Source organism: Pedobacter lusitanus (genome assembly GCF_040026395.1).
Lineage (GTDB): Bacteria > Bacteroidota > Bacteroidia > Sphingobacteriales > Sphingobacteriaceae > Pedobacter > Pedobacter lusitanus.
On sequence record NZ_CP157278.1, the window covers coordinates 145,499 to 162,288 of the forward strand.

A 16,790-nucleotide genomic window follows, 5' to 3' on the forward strand; every position below is an offset into this window, starting at 1 on the left:
ATGCCTATGGCACCTAACCTGATGTTAAATATATAGCTTCTGTAATGGTACATGAAGGAGATGCAATCGACTAAAGAATAAGTTAAGAAGCTCCTTTGTAAAATGATTTTGCGAAACGTAGTGTTTCATGTAGATTTACCTGGAATGAACAACCTTGTTAAACGAATTTGGTGGATTGCCCTTCCAACTGCTCTTGCTGTATTGGCATTCCAACTCTATTGGGTGCGGACCAATTATACAGAGCAACGGAATAGCTTTGAACAAATGGCTTCAGATGCGCTGCAAAAAGCGTATGACCAGTCTACGGTGGAAAGTCTTGTAAAACTGAGCAAAAAAAAAGAAGGCGGTGGTAAAAAGAAGCCTTCAACGTCTTTACAGATGTTAACAGTGTTTCCAATTGGCGTAAAATTGCATAAAAAAATGGATTCAGTGATCAGTAATGCTACCAAAGGGCTGACTGACGGAAAAGTGATCAGGAAGACAGAGCTTAAAAATACAACCATTACCCTTTCCCATAAATGGTCAGATGGGTCTGATAGTGTGGTTAACCAGAAAATTAATTCGAAGGCAACTAATCTTGATGTTAACCATTTCCTTGCGGGTATGTTGAGTGCTGCTCAAGTCGTAGAAGTAGATACAGCCCTGGTCAGGAAAAACCTTAAGAAGGAGTTGAAAATCAGACGTGTCACATTGCCTTTTAGTTTGAAATTGTTTAAAAAAGATACATTAATCAGAAATGAAAATGCCGGTGTAATATCCAAAAGTATCGTTACATCTCAAAACAAAGTGACCTTATTATTAAAGTTCGAAGAAGTGGGGGCTATGCTTTTTCTGAAAATATTCTGGCCGGTGACTCTTTCGTTCTTCTTGGTTTTACTCATTGTAGGCTGTATTTGGGTACTTTGGCGAATTATTGTTCAGCAAAAAAAACTGGAAGTCATGAAAAATGATTTTATCAGTAATATCTCTCATGAATTGAAAACACCTCTTTCGATACTTAGTGCGACCAATGAGGTCTTGTTAAAATTTGGCGGTATCAAAGACCAGGAAAAGACAGAACGGTATTTATTACTGGAGCAGGCAGAATTACGTAAACTTCAGTCCCTGATTGAGAATATCCTGACCCTAACGCGCATGGAGCATCAGGAAGACAAACTGATCGGTCCATATGAAAAAACAGATTTAAAAGTATTGCTGAATACTGTACTACCCCGATTTTCGGAATTGCCTGGGGTCACAATACATACTGAATTGTTTTTAGATGATCCTTATTTAAATACTCATCCCGGCGGTTTGAAAATTATATTATCCAACCTAATCGATAATGCCATCAAATATACACAGGGGGCACAAAAGGATATCTTTGTCCGGCTGGAGGAAAGAAAGGAGCATGTTGTGTTTTCGGTTAGAGATCTGGGAATTGGTATTGATAAAGCATACCTGCCTTTTATTTTTGATAAATTTTACCGGGTTCCGCATGGAGATGTACATGAAGTAAAAGGTTATGGACTGGGTTTGAGTTATGTAAAGACAACTGTCCAAAAACTGGGTGGAGCAGTCAGGGTTGAAAGTATTCTGGACAAGGGAACAATATTTGTTTTTCAATTGAAAAAATCATGAGCCGGAGAATACGTTTATTGCTGATAGAAGATGAAGAAATCCTTGCTGCTGTGGTAAAGGAAACGCTGGAAGGCAGTGGTTTTGAAGTGGCCCATGCTGCAAATGGCGTAGAAGGCTGGACTATGTACCATTCTTTCCAGCCTGACCTTTGTATCGTTGATGTTATGATGCCTAAGAAGGACGGACTAACGCTGATTGGTGAAATAAGAGCTATAGACAATAATATCCCTTTGATTTTACTAACCGCTAAAAGTGAGAAACCAGATGTATTAAAAGGTTTTCAGGCTGGGGCAGATGATTATATGAAAAAGCCTTTCAGCATAGAAGAATTGATTTTCCGTGTTCATGCGATTCTTCGAAGGACCATGTTCAATGCTAAACCAGCTGTAACAGAACTTATACGGATTGGAAGCTATACATTTGATTATAATCGCCTGGAACTTCGTCATGAAAAGGAGCTGAAAAAACTATCTCAGAAGGAAGCAGATATCCTGAAAATGCTGGTTGATCATGCCAATGATATTACTTCCAGGAAAGATATGCTGATGGATCTGTGGGGAGATGACAGCTTTTTCAATACCCGTAATATGGATGTGTATATTAGCCGGTTGCGTAAATATCTTCGCTATGATGAAGAGGTACAGATTGTGAACGTCAGAAGCAGGGGATTAAAACTGTTACTTTAAAAGTCTTAAAATATCAAGGTTCGTTAACCTAATATCCATGTTCATTAACCTGATTTAAGCTAGTGGCTCCATATGTTTGGAATATGGTTAGGTTTAAATTCTTTACAGTCCTATTTCTAGGTTTAATAAGTGTTTGGGGGATATCTTATGGGCAACAGATCCTAAAGATTGAAATAGTAGATGGGGCCACGCGTAAGGCAATCCCAGGTCTTACAGTTGAAGTCTACAGCGCAGCAGATACGGTCAAAGCATTGAATGTAGTTGTAGCGGATCAGCAGGGACTGGTAGTTTTTAAACAGTTGCCAAAGGGAGATTTTCTCTTGAAAGCAAATCATTTAGGCTATAAGCCTTTAAGGCTGTATTTCAGTCTGCCTGCGGGTAAATTCGGGCCGTTGCCGGCAACAATCTCTCTTTTTAATGAAAGTACACAATTAAAGGAAGTATCTATAGTACAGGAGGTACCACCTATTCGCATGAAAGGGGATACTATTGAATACAATGCGGATAAATTCAAAACCAAAGAAAATGCAGTTGTAGAAGATTTGCTAAGAAAGCTACCAGGAGTAAATGTAGAACGTGACGGGAGTATTAAGGCTCAGGGAGAACAGGTACAACGGGTATTGGTTGATGGTAAGGAATTTTTTGGTTCTGATCCTTCTGTTGCAACAAAAAATCTTCCGGCAGATATGATTGATAAGGTCCAGGTTTTGGATGAAAAAAGTGATTTATCAAAGTTTACCGGGGTTGCAGATGGAAATCAGGTAAAAACTATAAATCTTGTGACCAAGAAAAACAGAAAAAGGGGGTATTTTGGAAATGCAAGTGCAGGAGGGGGTACTTCTGGTACTTCTGGTACTTATGAGAGCGGAATTAACGCCAATAGCTTTGTGGAGGATATGCAGTTTTCTACGTTGCTAAAGGGCAATAATGTCAATAAATCTGGTTTTAATGCTGCCGAACTGATCCGTCTGATCTCGCAAGACAAGAATTTGTTAAATAACCTGCCCCCGTCAGCTTTATCGGAACTGATGCGTATGAAAGGGATATCCATGCAGGGAAGTCCTGATGCCCTTGCAGAGATTGCAAGACCTGTCGGTCTGACCAATACAAAATTTGGCGGTGTCAATTTCAATAACGATTGGGGCAAGGATGTTCAGTTTCGCAGCAGCTATTTTTTTAACACCAATCTTACTAATAACAATTTTGATTATGCCCGTCAATACCTGTTGCAGAATAATGCTTACAATTATGACCAGACTGGATCTGTTAGTAATCGCAATACCAATCACCGCATAGACCTGAGCGGTGATGTTAAATTAGGAGCAACGACTTCGCTGAAGATCACACCGCATATGAACTTTAGTAATTCAAAGAGTGACAACTCCCGTAATTTTCGTTCTACCAGTCCTGATGGAATGAAGCTATTGAATGAGGGTACCCAGAAGAGTAGTAATGAAAGCCACTACAATTTATTAAACAGCGGAATTCTGCTGCGCCAGCGTTTTACCAAAAACGGAAGAACTCTGGCCGTAAATTTAGACCCGGAATTCTATCAAAACGAAAACCTGTTTTATAATCAAAGTAACAGTACTTATAATGATTCGTCTTCGGGCAGCAGAATAGAAAGAATAGATCAGCGGGTTGCAAATCATTCGAGCGTGTCTGGTTTGAAAACGAATTTATTGTTTACGGAGCCTTTATTTAAGAATAATAGCTTGCAGATAGGCAATCAGCTATATTACAGTCATGGTAACTATGACCGTTTGGTAAATAACAAGGATGAGGCTGGCCATTATGATAACCAGGACGTGGACTTAAGTGATATTTTTACTTCCCGCAGGCTACAGTACACGGCGAAGCTTTCTCTGGCAGGCAATTATAAAAGGTTTTTGTATACACTTGGGGTGGGATGGCAGCAAAACAACATCCGGGGCAATTCTTCGATGAAAGGTTATCAGATTAATGGGCATTATTATGATCTGCTTCCAGATGCTTATATGGAGCTTAAAACCAGTAAAACTGACAAACTGATTGTTAAATATAATTCAACTGCAACTGCCCCGACCATCAGCAATTTACAACCCCTTACGGACAATAGTGATCCATTGTATACCCGTAAGGGTAATAGCCATCTGAAACAAAATAAAAGTCAGCAGTTGTTAATTTCCTTTAATCATTTCAATATCACAAAGGGAGATAATCTTTATGGCCGGTTTAGCTTTGTCAGACTTGACAGAGACATTGCAGACAGCGTCACAACTGATCTGAATTCGGGTAAACAATTGATCATTCCTGTGAATGTAAAAGGCAATTATCAGGCTTCTTTTGCAGCTGGGAAAAGTATTAGAGTAGATGCGAATGGGTCTTCTCTTTCAGTTGGTGTGAATTTGACTTATACCCGAAACACCTTGTTCAATAACGGTCTGGCCAATGAAAACAAAATCTTTTCTCTGATACCTGATTTTAATTTTAATTATTATCTGGGGTCGGATATATGCCTTACGGCCAAGGGCAGCGCTGCCTGGAATGTCCGCCATTTTACGGGAACATCCGGCCTTTCTGAAAAGAACTGGTTCCTGATGTATAGTTTGGAAGGAACCATTCTACTACCTTATAAGTTTACATTGGAGCCGGCTTTGGATGCCTTCAGTACGCTGGGCATGGCAAGTGGTTTTAATAACAACATCATCTTGCTGAATGCTGCTGTAAACAGACCGATTGGTAAACACTTTAGCTTGCAGGCAGAGGCGAAAGACTTATTAAATAAAAATCAGAGTATTAACCGAATTACAGGTAACGGTTATATTGAGGATAGGAGGAACAATATGCTCGGTAAATATTATTTGTTCAGCCTGATTTATAAGTTCAGACATTTTCCAAAAGCAAAAGCATAAATAAATAAATATGAAAAAAACAATGTTATTACTGGCGTTGATCAGTAGCGCTGTGACTTATGGTAAGGCGCAGGACAAGACTCAGGGTAAGATAGAATATGATGTAATTAAAAACCTGCATGCGGGATTAAAACCCGATCAGCAGCAACTTAAAGACTTGATTCCGGAAACAGTGACGGACAATAATGAAATTTATTTCAATGGAGTTAAAGCCAAATTGCTGGCTAAAAAGAAAGATCATTCTTCAAAGGAAGATGGTATAAGTTTAAAATTCCAAAGCGATCAGGATAATATACTGGCAACTTACATGGACACTGGTAAGGTATATAAACTAACTGAGGAAGCGGGTAAAAAAGAATTACAGCTGGATACGATGAATTTTAAAGGTAAAGAGTTTGGAAAAGCAGGCAGCCGGACCCGAAATATTCTGGGCTTTACTTGTAGAGAAGTGATTCTGGATGGAGGAAAAATGGGTAAGATGTTTATTTGGATAACAGATGAACTTCCTTTTTCAGGCGGCCCAATGGGTTTTACGAAAGGTAAGGGAGTTATACTGGCTGTGGATAGTAAGGTGTTGAAAGTTATAGCTACGGCTATTAATTATATTCCTGTTCCTTTATCTGAAGTGACTATCCCTACTGATGTTCCTGTTAAATTGAAAAAAAGTAATTAAACCACTTCTCATGGAATCTAATCAAATAAACATTTTTGCAGTTTTGGGGCGGGACTTAAAATTGGCGAGTAGAGAGCAGCTTAGGTTTTTGTGTGATTATTGTTTGATTAATGATGTATATAACTTACTTGTAACGGGAAATCTTGTCAAATCCATATACATTCGATTCTAAATACTTATTGTTGAAGTATTTATGTTTATTGTAGGCGATTTCTTAAAATAAAAGGTCTTACCTAAAAAGATATAACCAAATAACCTATGAAAAAAATCAATTTTTATGGTCTGATATTGACCATCGGCTGTTTAACTTACATGTCTTCGTGTAAAAAGTTAGGGATAGACCCCATTGGCGGACCCGGTAAACCGGTTGTAACAACTCCTTCCGGATCTCCGCTTGATCCAAAATCTCCGATTTATGACTTGCCTTTTCCGGCTACCATGGCCTATGTAGAAGTAAATAATGGCAGCCTGAATAATATGGGTTGCTACAAAATGAATGATGGAAAAACAGTGGTCAATATTGCCAATATCTTTGCTGGAAATATCAACCTTAGTCAGGAGAAAACGCCGCAGGCAGTTGTTTCGCTAAATGCACAAGTAGATTATCTGTTAGAAAAAACAACTTATGTAAAAGACTTAAAAGCAAAAGGTATAAAAGTGACTTTAAGTTTGCTCAACAATCATGATGGAAGCGGCTGGAGTCAATTTACTAAGCAGGCTGATGCCGATTATTTTGCGAAAAGTGTAAAAGCGACTGTAGATAAGTTTGGTCTGGACGGGGTGGAAATTGACGATGAATATGCTGGTGCTCCAGGAAATGAAGAATCTATTCCGATGGTTGTGGCTGCTATTCGCAAATTAATGCCTAATACGATTATAGGCTATTATATCTATTCTGATAGTGGGGTAGATGCATCAGCAATACTTGGAAAAATTTCTGACTTAATAACCTACGCTGTTACAGATTATCCGCAGAGCCCATCTCAATACACCAAATATTTTAAGAAAACAGGGAAACCCGGTGATCCAAATGATCATTCGGACAGAAACAGAATTTTTGTAGGCGATCATGCTCAGTGGGGAACATTAAGTAAGAACTTAGACATTGTTACTGATAAAGAAAATGGTGGATATGGGGGTATAATGCTTTTTGATGCTAACAATTATACTGTGAGTGAATACGAAAAAGTTGCTAAAGGTTTTTATGGAGATAAAATGACGGTAGCAGATCCTAAACAGGCTAGTAATGGTGGCTGTTTATCGCCTGGAGGAGAAAAAATGCCAGATGCTCCTGACCATGTGTATGTATTGCCTGATGGTAGTTTAGTTAAATCAAAGTAATATTCAGGTTACTACAGGTGATTCTATCGGACTTATGCCTGATTAAAAAATCACCTCGAATAACGTGAACTGGCTTTGCTGCTTCTGATTAAGGCAGTTCTCTTGAAAACAGATGAACTGCCTTTTTTAGGCGGCCCAACACGACTCGGTAGATTATTCCTTAATCATTTTCCCAATTGGTGGCAGATTCCCCGTTCCTCCGATTCTTTGAAAACTTATAAAGTCAATTTTATTATCCTGATCAGTACTGAACTGAAAATCAGCATTAATTCCTTCTATTTTTGCAATCAAAAAATAGTTATAAACTCTTTATGACCTTGTCTTAAAATGCGCAGATCTGAATCCCCCGGTCATACCCTTGATCTTCTTTAAATATGCTCTAAGCCCTTCTTTAGTTACTTTTTTTGATACTTAACAGAAAAGGAATCGAAAATATCATCGTACTTCTGACTATTGAATTGTGTCACAAATTTCTTTGCGATGTCCTCTGCATATTTATCTTGTGCAATTGCTGAAAACGAGGATAATGATACAATAATTAATAAGATTGATAATTTCATTAGCATTATGTTTGATGGCAATTTAATCAATAAAAATGCTTTCTAAAAGAATCAAAACTATTTCTGTTTTTCGGGGTTCTAACCTGAAAAATTTGGAACTTATGGAAAGCAATAAAGAAATTATCAGTGACCTGAAAGGATTGGTCAACATCTTAAACGATGGAAAAGAAGGATATGAATCTGCGAGCGAAGCAACAGAAAGTATCGAATTGAAAGGCTTATTCTTAAAGTATTCGGCTCAGCGGGCAGGTTATGCTATGGAACTTAAAGAACATATCGCTCAGCATGGAGGAGATTCTGAAAACGAAGATGGTGGGATTTTGGGAGCGCTGCACCGTACATGGATTGACATTAAACAAGCATTAAGCAGTAAAGAAGATGCTGCTATACTGGGGGCAATTGAAACGGGCGAAAAAGCTGCTATAGAAAAATATGACAGCTGTCTGGAAGACAATGTTTCTCATGCTGATCATATTGAATTGCTACAAAAACAAAGGACTGGCATTCTGGAAGCACTTAGAGAAATTGAAACTTACCATCACCGGTTAGCAAAATAGGCTTAACTAAATCAGGAAATGTTATGCCCGAAGGCCCGTCAATTGTCATTTTAAGAGAGCTTGTTGAAGAACTTCATTTGGAAGAGGCTTTGGTCATTGATGTGATTGGAAATACTGCAATTGATAAAGACCGGATGCTTAATCAGCGGGTTATTGCTTTTAAAAGCTGGGGTAAACATTTTCTGATTTGTTTTAAAGATTTCGCATTGCGGATTCATTTTTTAATGTTTGGATCATACCGTATTAATGAACGCAAAGACAGCATGATCAGACTGGGCCTAATCTTTAAGAACGCCGAGCTTAATTTCTACACTTGCTCTTTGAAGTTTATTGAGGGGGATTTAAATGTGGTTTATGACTGGTCTGCCGATGTCATGTCTGATGAATGGGATGCCAAAGCTGCAATGAAAAAGCTGAAACAAAAAGGGCAGAGCCTGGTTTGTGATGTATTGCTGGATCAAACTATTTTCTCTGGTGTTGGGAATATCATTAAAAATGAAGTATTGTACAGAATAGGGGTTCATCCTTTGAACACGGTCGATGACCTGCCTCCTGCTAAATTGAAAGCACTGATTAAAGAAGCCAGGCAATATAGTTTTGATTTTCTGGAATGGAAGAAAGCTTTTGTTCTGAAAAAACATTGGTTGATCAATACCCGCAAGGTTTGTCCGCTTGGGCATCCTGTGGAAAAACAATATCTCGGAAAAACCAACCGGAGAACATTTTTCTGTAATCGATGTCAGAAATTATTTGCTACTATACATTAAATATTAACTCTAATTCTTATTAGAACGCTATATTTAGCCAATGAATTACAAAAATCTAATTAACATATCCTCTCTCATTCTTCTTACATTCTCTCTTATCGGTTGTGCTGTAAGACAAGGTTTTATTGAAAGAAAGAATGGAGCTTATGATCTGAGTATTAAAAAATCTTCTAAAAAACATGCGCCAATAATTTCTGGTATTGTGTATGAATATGGAACCAAAATACCTTTACCTGGTGCTATGATATTTACTAATAACACCAAATTTCCGGTGGATAAAAAGGATAGAATTGAGACCGGCGAATCTGGGAAATACGTAATGAGTGCGAAGTCAGGTAACCGTTATATTATAAGCAGGTATATTGGGTTTAAAGAGATGAAAACACTTATACTCAGACTTGCAAAAGGAGATACTGTTAGGCTTGATCTTTATATGAAACCAGATGACAGACCTTTATACTAAAGGTCATGGAGCGTTTTGTTTAAGGACCCATTGATGGTGACGGATCATAATAGCCTTCGTCCGGGCCAGGAAACATCACCATTGCAATTGCAAATAGTATGATAGCAAATAAGATGAGGAAGACTATAAATCCAATCACACGCCCGGTCAATGCGGGGTCTTTTGGTTTAGGTGGCCTTTTTTTTATCTCTGGGGAGTGTAAAGTGAACTGTGTCAACATCACTTTTTTCTAGGTGGAGGCGATCAGCCTCCACCTAGAAGAAGTCGCCGAAGGCTTTCAATCGATCACCAAATTTAATGTGCAGCTGCGACATTGTCAAGCCCCAGTTCCACATCGGCATAGTCCACTTTTTAGAAAAGTCCCTGTAGGCTAGGTATACGAGTTTTAACAGTGACTGATCTGAGGTAAAGGCACCCTTTGTTTTAGTTATTTTGCGGATTTGTCGATGCATTCCCTCAATTGCGTTAGTGGTGTAAATGACTTTTCTGATTTCTGCGGAATATTCAAAATACGTAGAAAGATTCGTCCAATTATCTAACCAGCTCTTAACTGACAGCGGATATTTTTCACCCCATTTATCTTCAAACTCCAGTAACTTTTCATATCCCTGTTCTTGATTGATGGCCTTATAAATAGGCTTCAGATCAGCAACGACAGCCTTTTTATCTTTCTCTGGGACATAGCGTAGATTTGTTCGAATCTGGTGGACAATGCATAGCTGTACCTGTGTCTTGGGAAATACTGCAGCTATCGCTTCAGGAAAGCCTTTTAGCCCATCTATGCATGCAACCAGGATATCATCCACACCGCGCTGCTTTAAATCAGTAAGTACAGAAAGCCAGAATTTAGCACCCTCATTTTCTGAGAGATATACGCCAATTAAGTCCTTTTTACCGGTACGGTTAACGCCCAGAATATTATAAACTGCACGGGATTCAACACCGCCACTTTCGCGCACTTTATAATGCATGCAATCCAGAAATACAAAAGGATAGACCGCTTCCAATGGTCGGTTCCGCCATTCATTCATTGCGGGAATAATCCTATCTGTAATGTTGGATATCTCCGTTGCAGAAATATCCATGGCATACATTTCTTTTACATAATCAGAAATATTTCGGGTACTCATTCCACGTGCGTACATTGCTATTACGTTGTCTTCCAGCTCTTCTGTAATGATTAACTGGCGTTTAGCGACAATTTTCGGTTCAAAAGTACCATTGCGATCCCGCGTGCTTTCCAGTTCAAATTCTCCGGACTGCAAACTGCGGACATTTTTCTTAGTCCTTCCATTACGGCGGTTGGGATCATCAGTAGCCTTGCTCTCCTGAAGATGATTGTCCAGCTCTCCCTCGAGCATGGATTCCAATAAATGCTTTAACATTGGGGCGAAAACACCGTCGGTGCCACCCATCTTCTTGCCTTGATAAAGGCCTTCCATTGCTTCATTTTTGAAGCGCTCAAAATCGAATGGTTCTTTATTTTTCATCGTGTCCTAAGTATCACTAAATTACTTATTTTAACTCTAACTTTTTAGAGTTGACACAGTTCACTTTACAGTCTCATCTTTGTAAATTTCCCCAAATTAACCTCGATACTATCATTTTCCCTATTGAGATAGGGGTCGGCAATACTGATTTTTTTCCAAGTCCAATTGTCTCCTAGCCGTGCTTTGAGATCTACATATTTTTTGATATTTGTATGGCTACATTGTATGCCTGTTTGAATGAAAAAATAGGACTCTTCTATATCAAGGTCAACAAAGTTCTTTTTGAACGGTGTTGGATTTTTAAAAAGTTCATTTGCTTCTTTCACAAAAAGAATTCTTTTAGTTCTCCTTTTGTTGAAAATTTCTTGTAATTAACCATACCGTAATACAATTCCGCCGAAAATTAAACCCAAAATTGTGGTTATTGCTTTTAGTGTTTCCATAAATAGTTTTGTTTCTTATCTAAGTTCATAAAGAAATGAAATATAAGATATTTTTATAAACCTAAAGGATAATGTTTCGTTTTAATATAATTATAGGAGATATACGAATTGTTAAGCAACTTTTCTATCATAATCAGCCTTAATTGGCTTTAATTTACCGTGCTTGTCAAATAATATCTTCATCGTTTTACCTATATTTCGGCTAATGCGGATCTTTCTAATTTTCACGTACCGTTGTGTCGTGCGAATGTTTTTATGACCAAGCATCCTCATTAAATCTTCCAAATCCATACCTAAAACATTGATTATAATATCAGCAAAGGTATGTCGTGCTAAGTGTGTCTTTAATTCTCTATTAATCCCGCATATTGCTGCAATTTCCTTTAAATAGCCATTGTAATTGGCATTACTAAAAATGGGAATCAAACGGGTATGCAAAATTCGACATGGATGATTTTCATATTTTTTGATCAGCTCTTCAATAATTGGCAAGATTGGAACCATTTCAAAGACATCCGTTTTGCCCCTTTTCTTAATAAGCCATCTCTCTCCATTTACTCCCACATGAATAATATGGTCTAAGGTTAGTAGATCCCTAATATCTTGAAAAGCAAACCCAGTAAAGCATTGAAAAATGAACCCATCCCTGGCTTGATCAAGTCTTTGAATTGGCAGAGACTTCCTATAGATTTTATCAACCTCATAAATTTCAAGTGGCTCAACTTCAGGATCTTGGCAGTAGCATGAAAATTCACCAATCGGATTTTCCTTAATTAGCTTCTTTTTCTTTGCCCTTTTTAGAATTTGCTTTGCTTTACTAACATGCTTTAATGCTGTATTTTCTGCTAAAGATTCGGGTACTGAAACAGTTAAATAATCATAAAAATGCTCTGCAAATGATTCCTTAATATCGACAAGGGGTATATCATCAAGTTCAAATTTGAAAATGATGAAATCATGAATTTTGCGTCTTGTTGTTCTCCAATGGCGTAATGTACCACCAGATCTCTTCTTTTTGTCAACCAATTCTTTGAATGACAAAATATGACTATCTAATTCTTCTAAAAAAGTTACCGGGGGAATGGATTCTTCTACGATAGGTTGTTCTACTAAATTAGCTTTTGAGTCGAAAGGATTCTTTTAAAGCAATTTTAATAGGGAAGGGTCAATTTGATCATACCTTGGTTGCAAGACGTTATATAGCCTTTCTAAATCTACTTCTATTTCCTTTAAGTGGGAATTTATCCTTTTGACTTCTGCACTTTTCCCTATTACAGTTTTAGTCTCGTTATCCCAAAATTCAGGTAAAACTTTTCGACTGGTTGACATTTCTGCAGATTGGCTATCTATGGTAATCCTAGCATAAATTGGAACTTTTTCACCCTTTTTTACTTTAGACTTCCATAGCCAAAACAAGATTGATAATTTACTGTGCTTTTTCATCTTCACATATTTAAGTAATCAAAAGGTTGTCCCAGACTATTCCAGACGACATTGATTTCTTTAAAATTTCTACCTCACAAACCGCTTTTTAATAAAAATCGGTTACCTAATTTAAGCAATAGAAAAGGTAACCGAAAAGGTAACCGATCAGGTTGATCTATAATGATGAGATTTGTGCTACTTATTCTTAGAAATGCGAAAAAAAAAAAGCATTTTAAACGAAAAGCGCACCATTTGGTGCGCTTTGTGTGATCCCGCTGGGATTCGAACCCAGGACCACTACATTAAAAGTGTAATGCTCTACCAGCTGAGCTACGGAATCATCATTCTTTTCAGAATATTACTCTAAGCGTTTCCGTTTACAGTGATGCAAAAGTATCATTTTAAATTTAATAAATGCGTTTTAAATGAGAATAAAGCAGGTTTTTTCGTTTTTAATTGCTAAACCCTTGAATCCTAGTGATAATAATTTTCATCATTTTATATATTTTATGCCTGATCAGGACATAATTTCCAGCATTTTCGATTCAATAAGTAGAATCAGTCACAAAATTGCGGCAGCAACACAAGAAACCGACAAGTTTTTAGCAGAAATTCACTTCTGAATGGATGATCTGCATTGCAAAACCTCATCCTGATCTCAATTAAAAACATCAGCAGCCTTAAGATTTTGCCTGCACAGTAAAGCAATCAAAATAACACCTTCACTGGCCAGATTATTTACTGTATATCTTCAATAATTTGTCTTAATTATTATACTCCCTGAAGTTGTGTACCTCTAACTTTACATTGTTTACAGAGATGAAAAATCATTTTAGTATCGAATACAAATGTCTTTTTGCTTACAACTATAAATAAAATAACGTATGAACATATTGGAGTCTGTATGGGACCCTGCTTTATATTCAAAGTATGAAAAATACAGGTTGATTCCACCGCTGGAATTAATTAACCGCCTTAATATCTATAACCCCGAAGTAATCTATGAACTAGGCTGCGGATTGGGAAATACGACCCGTTTAATCAAAGATAAATGGAGTAATGCCAAAGTATATGGATTAGATAATTCTTCAGAAATGTTGAATGTAGCCACCGAAATCTATCCTGAATTGAATTTCATTGAAACAGATATTAATAAATGGCAGCCAGATGATGAGCCAGATTTATTGATTGCTAATTCCTTATTCCATCTGATTGATAACCATGAAAACATCCTGATCCGTTTAACTACATTATTGAAAAAAGGGGGGCAGTTTGCTATTCAAATGCCTGTGACATTTTACACACCCTGGTATCAATTGATGATTGATGTTTTGCGATACGGGATACAGGAAGGCATATTAAATCAAAAAGAAGCACTTCTTGAAATGGTTGAAAAGGAGATTGTTCAGTCAGTTGACTATTACTATTCACTGTTTGATCCACTTTCCAGCTCAATTGATATCTGGGAAACCGAATACTATATGGAACTCGAAGGAGATGATGCTGTATTCAATTGGGTAGAAGGAGCTGGTTTGAGGCCAGTACTCAGTAATCTCAATCCCGTTGAGTATGATTTTTTCATTAATCAATACAAAAAAAGAGTTGGGGAGCTTTACTGGAAACGGAAAAATCACAAAACGATATTTCCCTTTAAAAGAATGTTCCTGGTTATTACCCGATAGTAAAAGATAAGCCAATGATACCTGAATTTCAAGAGATTCATCCACTAAGCAGAGCAGTTGTCAGGACATTAAGTGATTTGATACCGCCTTTTACAAGACCGGAAGAATCTGGTCTGGAAAATATGGTTTTTAGTGAGAACCCATTTGGCGGAGACTATAAATTATATCCGGATTTCAGAGCAAAAGCAGCAATCGAAGCCTATGTGAAGGTAATTTGTCAGATTGAAGAAAGAAAAAACGGGTTGATAAAAAATTTAAGTATCAATCAGACACTGCTTACAACAGGAGGAGTGGACGGTCTGGACCTGGTTTTAAAGGCTTTTTTTGAGCCTGGTGAAGACTCCGTCATACTTACTCCGCCAAATTTTCCATTATTTGACAGGGCAGCCGGGATTCTTAAAGTTAACAGAATCATGATCCCCTTAAACGGGGAGAGATTTGACCGGTTGAATATGACAGCAATTTTAGCTGCTGATGCAAAAGGCATTATTCTTTGTAATCCAAATAACCCGATGGGGACAAATCTGGATACTGCAGATCTGAACACACTCTTAAAAGAATTTAAGGGCTTGATTATCGTTGATGAAGCCTATATTGAACTTACTGATATGGAATCTCTTATTGGAAATATAAATCAATATCAGAACCTTATTATCATCCGAACACTGTCTAAGGCATTCGGGATGGCCGGTTTGAGACTCGGTGCAGTAATTGCCCATTACAGTATAATTAATGCGCTGCTGCGTGTACAATACCCATTTAATACACCAGCTATGACTATCACATACATTGCCGGAAAGCTGACCACTGCAGCTCCATACTTTGTCCTCATTGATGCTTTCAAAGCAGAAAGATCATTTCTGAAAAAATCATTAACCAAATCAGCAAATATTAGCTGGATTGCCGGGGAAGGCAGTTTTATCACGGTTAAAGTTAAAGATCTGCCGCGAACTGTTGCCCGGCTGAATGAAGCCAGCTTAAAAGTAGTCGTAAACCCTTCCGGAATGGAAAATTATCTCCGGATATCAATAGGTAACAGGTATCAGAACGAAAAATTGATTAGCGCTCTCCTATAAAACAATTTACAACCTATCAAAAACAAGAGTTATGTACAAAGATCATGTTATTACAGGATTATCTCCTGCAGAAGTAAATGTTGTGGCCAGAGAACAGGTGAGAAGTATAAGTTCGGCCATTGTAGACGGAGTTACACATCACCTGGGAGAACAACGTGATTTCCGGCGAAATGAGTTGCTGAATGAATTTATTCCCGAAAGCGGCCGGCCCTCCTTTGGCTGGGTAAAACTTAAGGATGGTGAGCGCCTGGATAATCATCAGCATCCCACTAAATCAATGATTTTAGTTTGTAAAGGATCGGTAGAGCTAACCGGAGATTTGGCTCAATCTTTAAAAGAAGGTGACATTGTCTGTGTTCCTCCTCATAAAATTCATGGTTTTAAAACTAAGCCTTCAGAAGTATTTGAAGGACTTTCGATACAATTTGAGGGCAAGGGATTATATGAAGATGAAGTTAACCCAAGAGCTGATTTTCTGACTTCAAATGCCTATGACGAACTTCACGCCTTGAACCAGAAAAGACTGGCTCAGCACCAGCAGAGAGCTTTATTTAAACTGTTTGAAAGTGGCAGAATTCAGCAGGATGCCAGTATCAAAGAAAGATTTATTGCGGCACTTTATGTGTTTTCCAAATGCTTTCAGCAAATGGTACTGGCAAGACAGGCTACCTGTACCAACGAGGAATTATATGAATTATACAGAGATCATCTTCATGATGAATTCGGGCATGATAAAATTCTTTTCGAGCAAAATAATATCAAGCTTAAAATAACAGATCCTGCTTTAATTGCTGCCAGTAACTGGTTTGTACTAAGAATGTTTGACTCTGATGAAGCTGCAAAAATTGTCATCGTCCATATGGTTGTGGAGCATAGCGGTCATGAATTCGGAGAAAGTACCAAAGCTATTTTTAACCGTCCGGATAAGGAAGTTTCTTTCTTTGAACTTCATGCTGAGGCTGATGATGATCATGCCAATATCGGTCTTGATTATTTAAAGAGTCTGGATGATGATCAGTTGCGGAATCTGAAAGAAATTTGTGAACGCGCGTGGGATCAGATGGATCTTGTGCATGATAGAATTTGTGAAATAGCACTGAATAATTAAGCTTA

17 protein-coding genes and 1 tRNA gene are annotated in these 16,790 nt (G+C 37.8%); 11 read left to right on the forward strand and 7 right to left on the reverse strand.

The genetic code is table 11. The features are described from left to right. The first annotated feature begins 144 nt into the window (after positions 1 to 144). From PL_RS00685 to PL_RS00705, 5 genes are all read left to right on the forward strand, one after another. Positions 145 to 1,620, forward strand: a complete 1,476-nt coding sequence (locus PL_RS00685) for a sensor histidine kinase (protein WP_160292045.1) — start codon at positions 145 to 147, stop codon at positions 1,618 to 1,620. Then, a complete protein-coding gene (locus PL_RS00690) occupies positions 1,617 to 2,306 on the forward strand; it encodes a response regulator transcription factor (protein ID WP_041877253.1) in 690 nt (229 codons plus the stop codon). Before PL_RS00685 ends, PL_RS00690 begins: the two co-directional genes overlap by 4 nt. Before the next feature lie 83 nt (positions 2,307 to 2,389). Continuing rightward, positions 2,390 to 5,200, forward strand: a complete 2,811-nt coding sequence (locus tag PL_RS00695; RefSeq protein WP_041877252.1) for an outer membrane beta-barrel protein — start codon at positions 2,390 to 2,392, stop codon at positions 5,198 to 5,200. A gap of 10 nt (positions 5,201 to 5,210) precedes the next feature. Then, positions 5,211 to 5,873 (forward strand): hypothetical protein, encoded by a 663-nt coding sequence (locus PL_RS00700; RefSeq protein ID WP_041877251.1) that lies wholly within the window; start codon positions 5,211 to 5,213, stop codon positions 5,871 to 5,873. 258 nt (positions 5,874 to 6,131) lie between these two features. Continuing rightward, positions 6,132 to 7,214 carry a glycosyl hydrolase family 18 protein gene (locus PL_RS00705; protein ID WP_052495945.1) on the forward strand — a complete coding sequence of 361 codons (1,083 nt, stop codon included), beginning with the start codon at positions 6,132 to 6,134 and terminating at the stop codon, positions 7,212 to 7,214. A 153-nt stretch (positions 7,215 to 7,367) separates the two neighbouring features. Here PL_RS00705 and PL_RS00710 read toward each other — a convergent pair whose 3' ends face one another. Beyond that, positions 7,368 to 7,505, reverse strand: a complete 138-nt coding sequence (locus PL_RS00710) for a hypothetical protein (protein ID WP_160292044.1) — start codon at positions 7,503 to 7,505, stop codon at positions 7,368 to 7,370. A gap of 104 nt (positions 7,506 to 7,609) precedes the next feature. Beyond that, complete coding sequence (locus PL_RS00715) at positions 7,610 to 7,774, reverse strand: hypothetical protein (RefSeq protein WP_160292043.1); 165 nt, start codon at positions 7,772 to 7,774, stop codon at positions 7,610 to 7,612. Positions 7,775 to 7,875: 101 nt separating this feature from the next. Here PL_RS00715 and PL_RS00720 point away from each other — a divergent pair, with 101 nt between their 5' ends. Genes PL_RS00720 through PL_RS00730 form a run of 3 tightly spaced genes read left to right on the forward strand, consistent with a single transcriptional unit; the run spans position 7,876 to position 9,561 of the window. After that, positions 7,876 to 8,331: a ferritin-like domain-containing protein gene (locus PL_RS00720; protein ID WP_041877335.1), complete on the forward strand. Its 456-nt coding sequence runs from the start codon at positions 7,876 to 7,878 to the stop codon at positions 8,329 to 8,331. Between the two features lie 23 nt (positions 8,332 to 8,354). Further along, positions 8,355 to 9,098, forward strand: a complete 744-nt coding sequence (locus PL_RS00725; protein ID WP_041877250.1) for a DNA-formamidopyrimidine glycosylase family protein — start codon at positions 8,355 to 8,357, stop codon at positions 9,096 to 9,098. A gap of 40 nt (positions 9,099 to 9,138) precedes the next feature. Next, a complete protein-coding gene (locus tag PL_RS00730; protein ID WP_041877248.1) occupies positions 9,139 to 9,561 on the forward strand; it encodes a hypothetical protein in 423 nt (140 codons plus the stop codon). Positions 9,562 to 9,815: 254 nt separating this feature from the next. Here the strand turns inward: PL_RS00730 and PL_RS00735 are convergent, their stop codons facing one another. The 5 genes from PL_RS00735 to PL_RS00755 form a co-directional block, all read right to left on the reverse strand. Next, positions 9,816 to 11,051: an IS256 family transposase gene (locus tag PL_RS00735; protein WP_041877246.1), complete on the reverse strand. Its 1,236-nt coding sequence runs from the start codon at positions 11,049 to 11,051 to the stop codon at positions 9,816 to 9,818. A gap of 65 nt (positions 11,052 to 11,116) precedes the next feature. Continuing rightward, entirely contained in the window at positions 11,117 to 11,377 is a 261-nt protein-coding gene (locus PL_RS00740) for a hypothetical protein (protein ID WP_041877245.1), read from the reverse strand. A 228-nt stretch (positions 11,378 to 11,605) separates the two neighbouring features. Then, a complete protein-coding gene (locus tag PL_RS00745; protein ID WP_052495944.1) occupies positions 11,606 to 12,535 on the reverse strand; it encodes a site-specific integrase in 930 nt (309 codons plus the stop codon). Positions 12,536 to 12,634: 99 nt separating this feature from the next. Further along, positions 12,635 to 12,937, reverse strand: a complete 303-nt coding sequence (locus PL_RS00750) for an Arm DNA-binding domain-containing protein (RefSeq protein ID WP_052495943.1) — start codon at positions 12,935 to 12,937, stop codon at positions 12,635 to 12,637. A gap of 249 nt (positions 12,938 to 13,186) precedes the next feature. Further along, positions 13,187 to 13,259: transfer RNA gene (locus PL_RS00755), tRNA-Lys, on the reverse strand. Between the two features lie 544 nt (positions 13,260 to 13,803). Between PL_RS00755 and PL_RS00760 the strand changes: the two genes are divergently transcribed. Genes PL_RS00760 through PL_RS00770 form a run of 3 tightly spaced genes read left to right on the forward strand, consistent with a single transcriptional unit; the run spans position 13,804 to position 16,785 of the window. After that, a complete protein-coding gene (locus PL_RS00760) occupies positions 13,804 to 14,601 on the forward strand; it encodes a methyltransferase domain-containing protein (protein ID WP_041877529.1) in 798 nt (265 codons plus the stop codon). Positions 14,602 to 14,615: 14 nt separating this feature from the next. Continuing rightward, the gene (locus PL_RS00765; protein WP_041877526.1) at positions 14,616 to 15,677 is read left to right on the forward strand and encodes a pyridoxal phosphate-dependent aminotransferase; all 1,062 of its coding nucleotides are present in this window, start codon (positions 14,616 to 14,618) and stop codon (positions 15,675 to 15,677) included. A 31-nt stretch (positions 15,678 to 15,708) separates the two neighbouring features. After that, positions 15,709 to 16,785: a cupin domain-containing protein gene (locus PL_RS00770; RefSeq protein WP_041877525.1), complete on the forward strand. Its 1,077-nt coding sequence runs from the start codon at positions 15,709 to 15,711 to the stop codon at positions 16,783 to 16,785. Positions 16,786 to 16,790: the final 5 nt, after the last annotated feature.

Bases quoted from the DNA above. Each gene is read 5' to 3' on its own strand.
- PL_RS00685 (WP_160292045.1), top strand. From the start codon at position 145: ATGAACAACCTTGTTAAACGAATTTGGTGGATTGCCCTTCCAACTGCT.
- PL_RS00690 (WP_041877253.1), top strand. From the start codon at position 1,617: ATGAGCCGGAGAATACGTTTATTGCTGATAGAAGATGAAGAAATCCTT.
- PL_RS00695 (WP_041877252.1), top strand. From the start codon at position 2,390: ATGGTTAGGTTTAAATTCTTTACAGTCCTATTTCTAGGTTTAATAAGT.
- PL_RS00700 (WP_041877251.1), top strand. From the start codon at position 5,211: ATGAAAAAAACAATGTTATTACTGGCGTTGATCAGTAGCGCTGTGACT.
- PL_RS00705 (WP_052495945.1), top strand. From the start codon at position 6,132: ATGAAAAAAATCAATTTTTATGGTCTGATATTGACCATCGGCTGTTTA.
- PL_RS00715 (WP_160292043.1), bottom strand. From the start codon at position 7,774: ATGAAATTATCAATCTTATTAATTATTGTATCATTATCCTCGTTTTCA.
- PL_RS00720 (WP_041877335.1), top strand. From the start codon at position 7,876: ATGGAAAGCAATAAAGAAATTATCAGTGACCTGAAAGGATTGGTCAAC.
- PL_RS00725 (WP_041877250.1), top strand. From the start codon at position 8,355: ATGCCCGAAGGCCCGTCAATTGTCATTTTAAGAGAGCTTGTTGAAGAA.
- PL_RS00730 (WP_041877248.1), top strand. From the start codon at position 9,139: ATGAATTACAAAAATCTAATTAACATATCCTCTCTCATTCTTCTTACA.
- PL_RS00735 (WP_041877246.1), bottom strand. From the start codon at position 11,051: ATGAAAAATAAAGAACCATTCGATTTTGAGCGCTTCAAAAATGAAGCA.
- PL_RS00750 (WP_052495943.1), bottom strand. From the start codon at position 12,937: ATGAAAAAGCACAGTAAATTATCAATCTTGTTTTGGCTATGGAAGTCT.
- PL_RS00760 (WP_041877529.1), top strand. From the start codon at position 13,804: ATGAACATATTGGAGTCTGTATGGGACCCTGCTTTATATTCAAAGTAT.
- PL_RS00765 (WP_041877526.1), top strand. From the start codon at position 14,616: ATGATACCTGAATTTCAAGAGATTCATCCACTAAGCAGAGCAGTTGTC.
- PL_RS00770 (WP_041877525.1), top strand. From the start codon at position 15,709: ATGTACAAAGATCATGTTATTACAGGATTATCTCCTGCAGAAGTAAAT.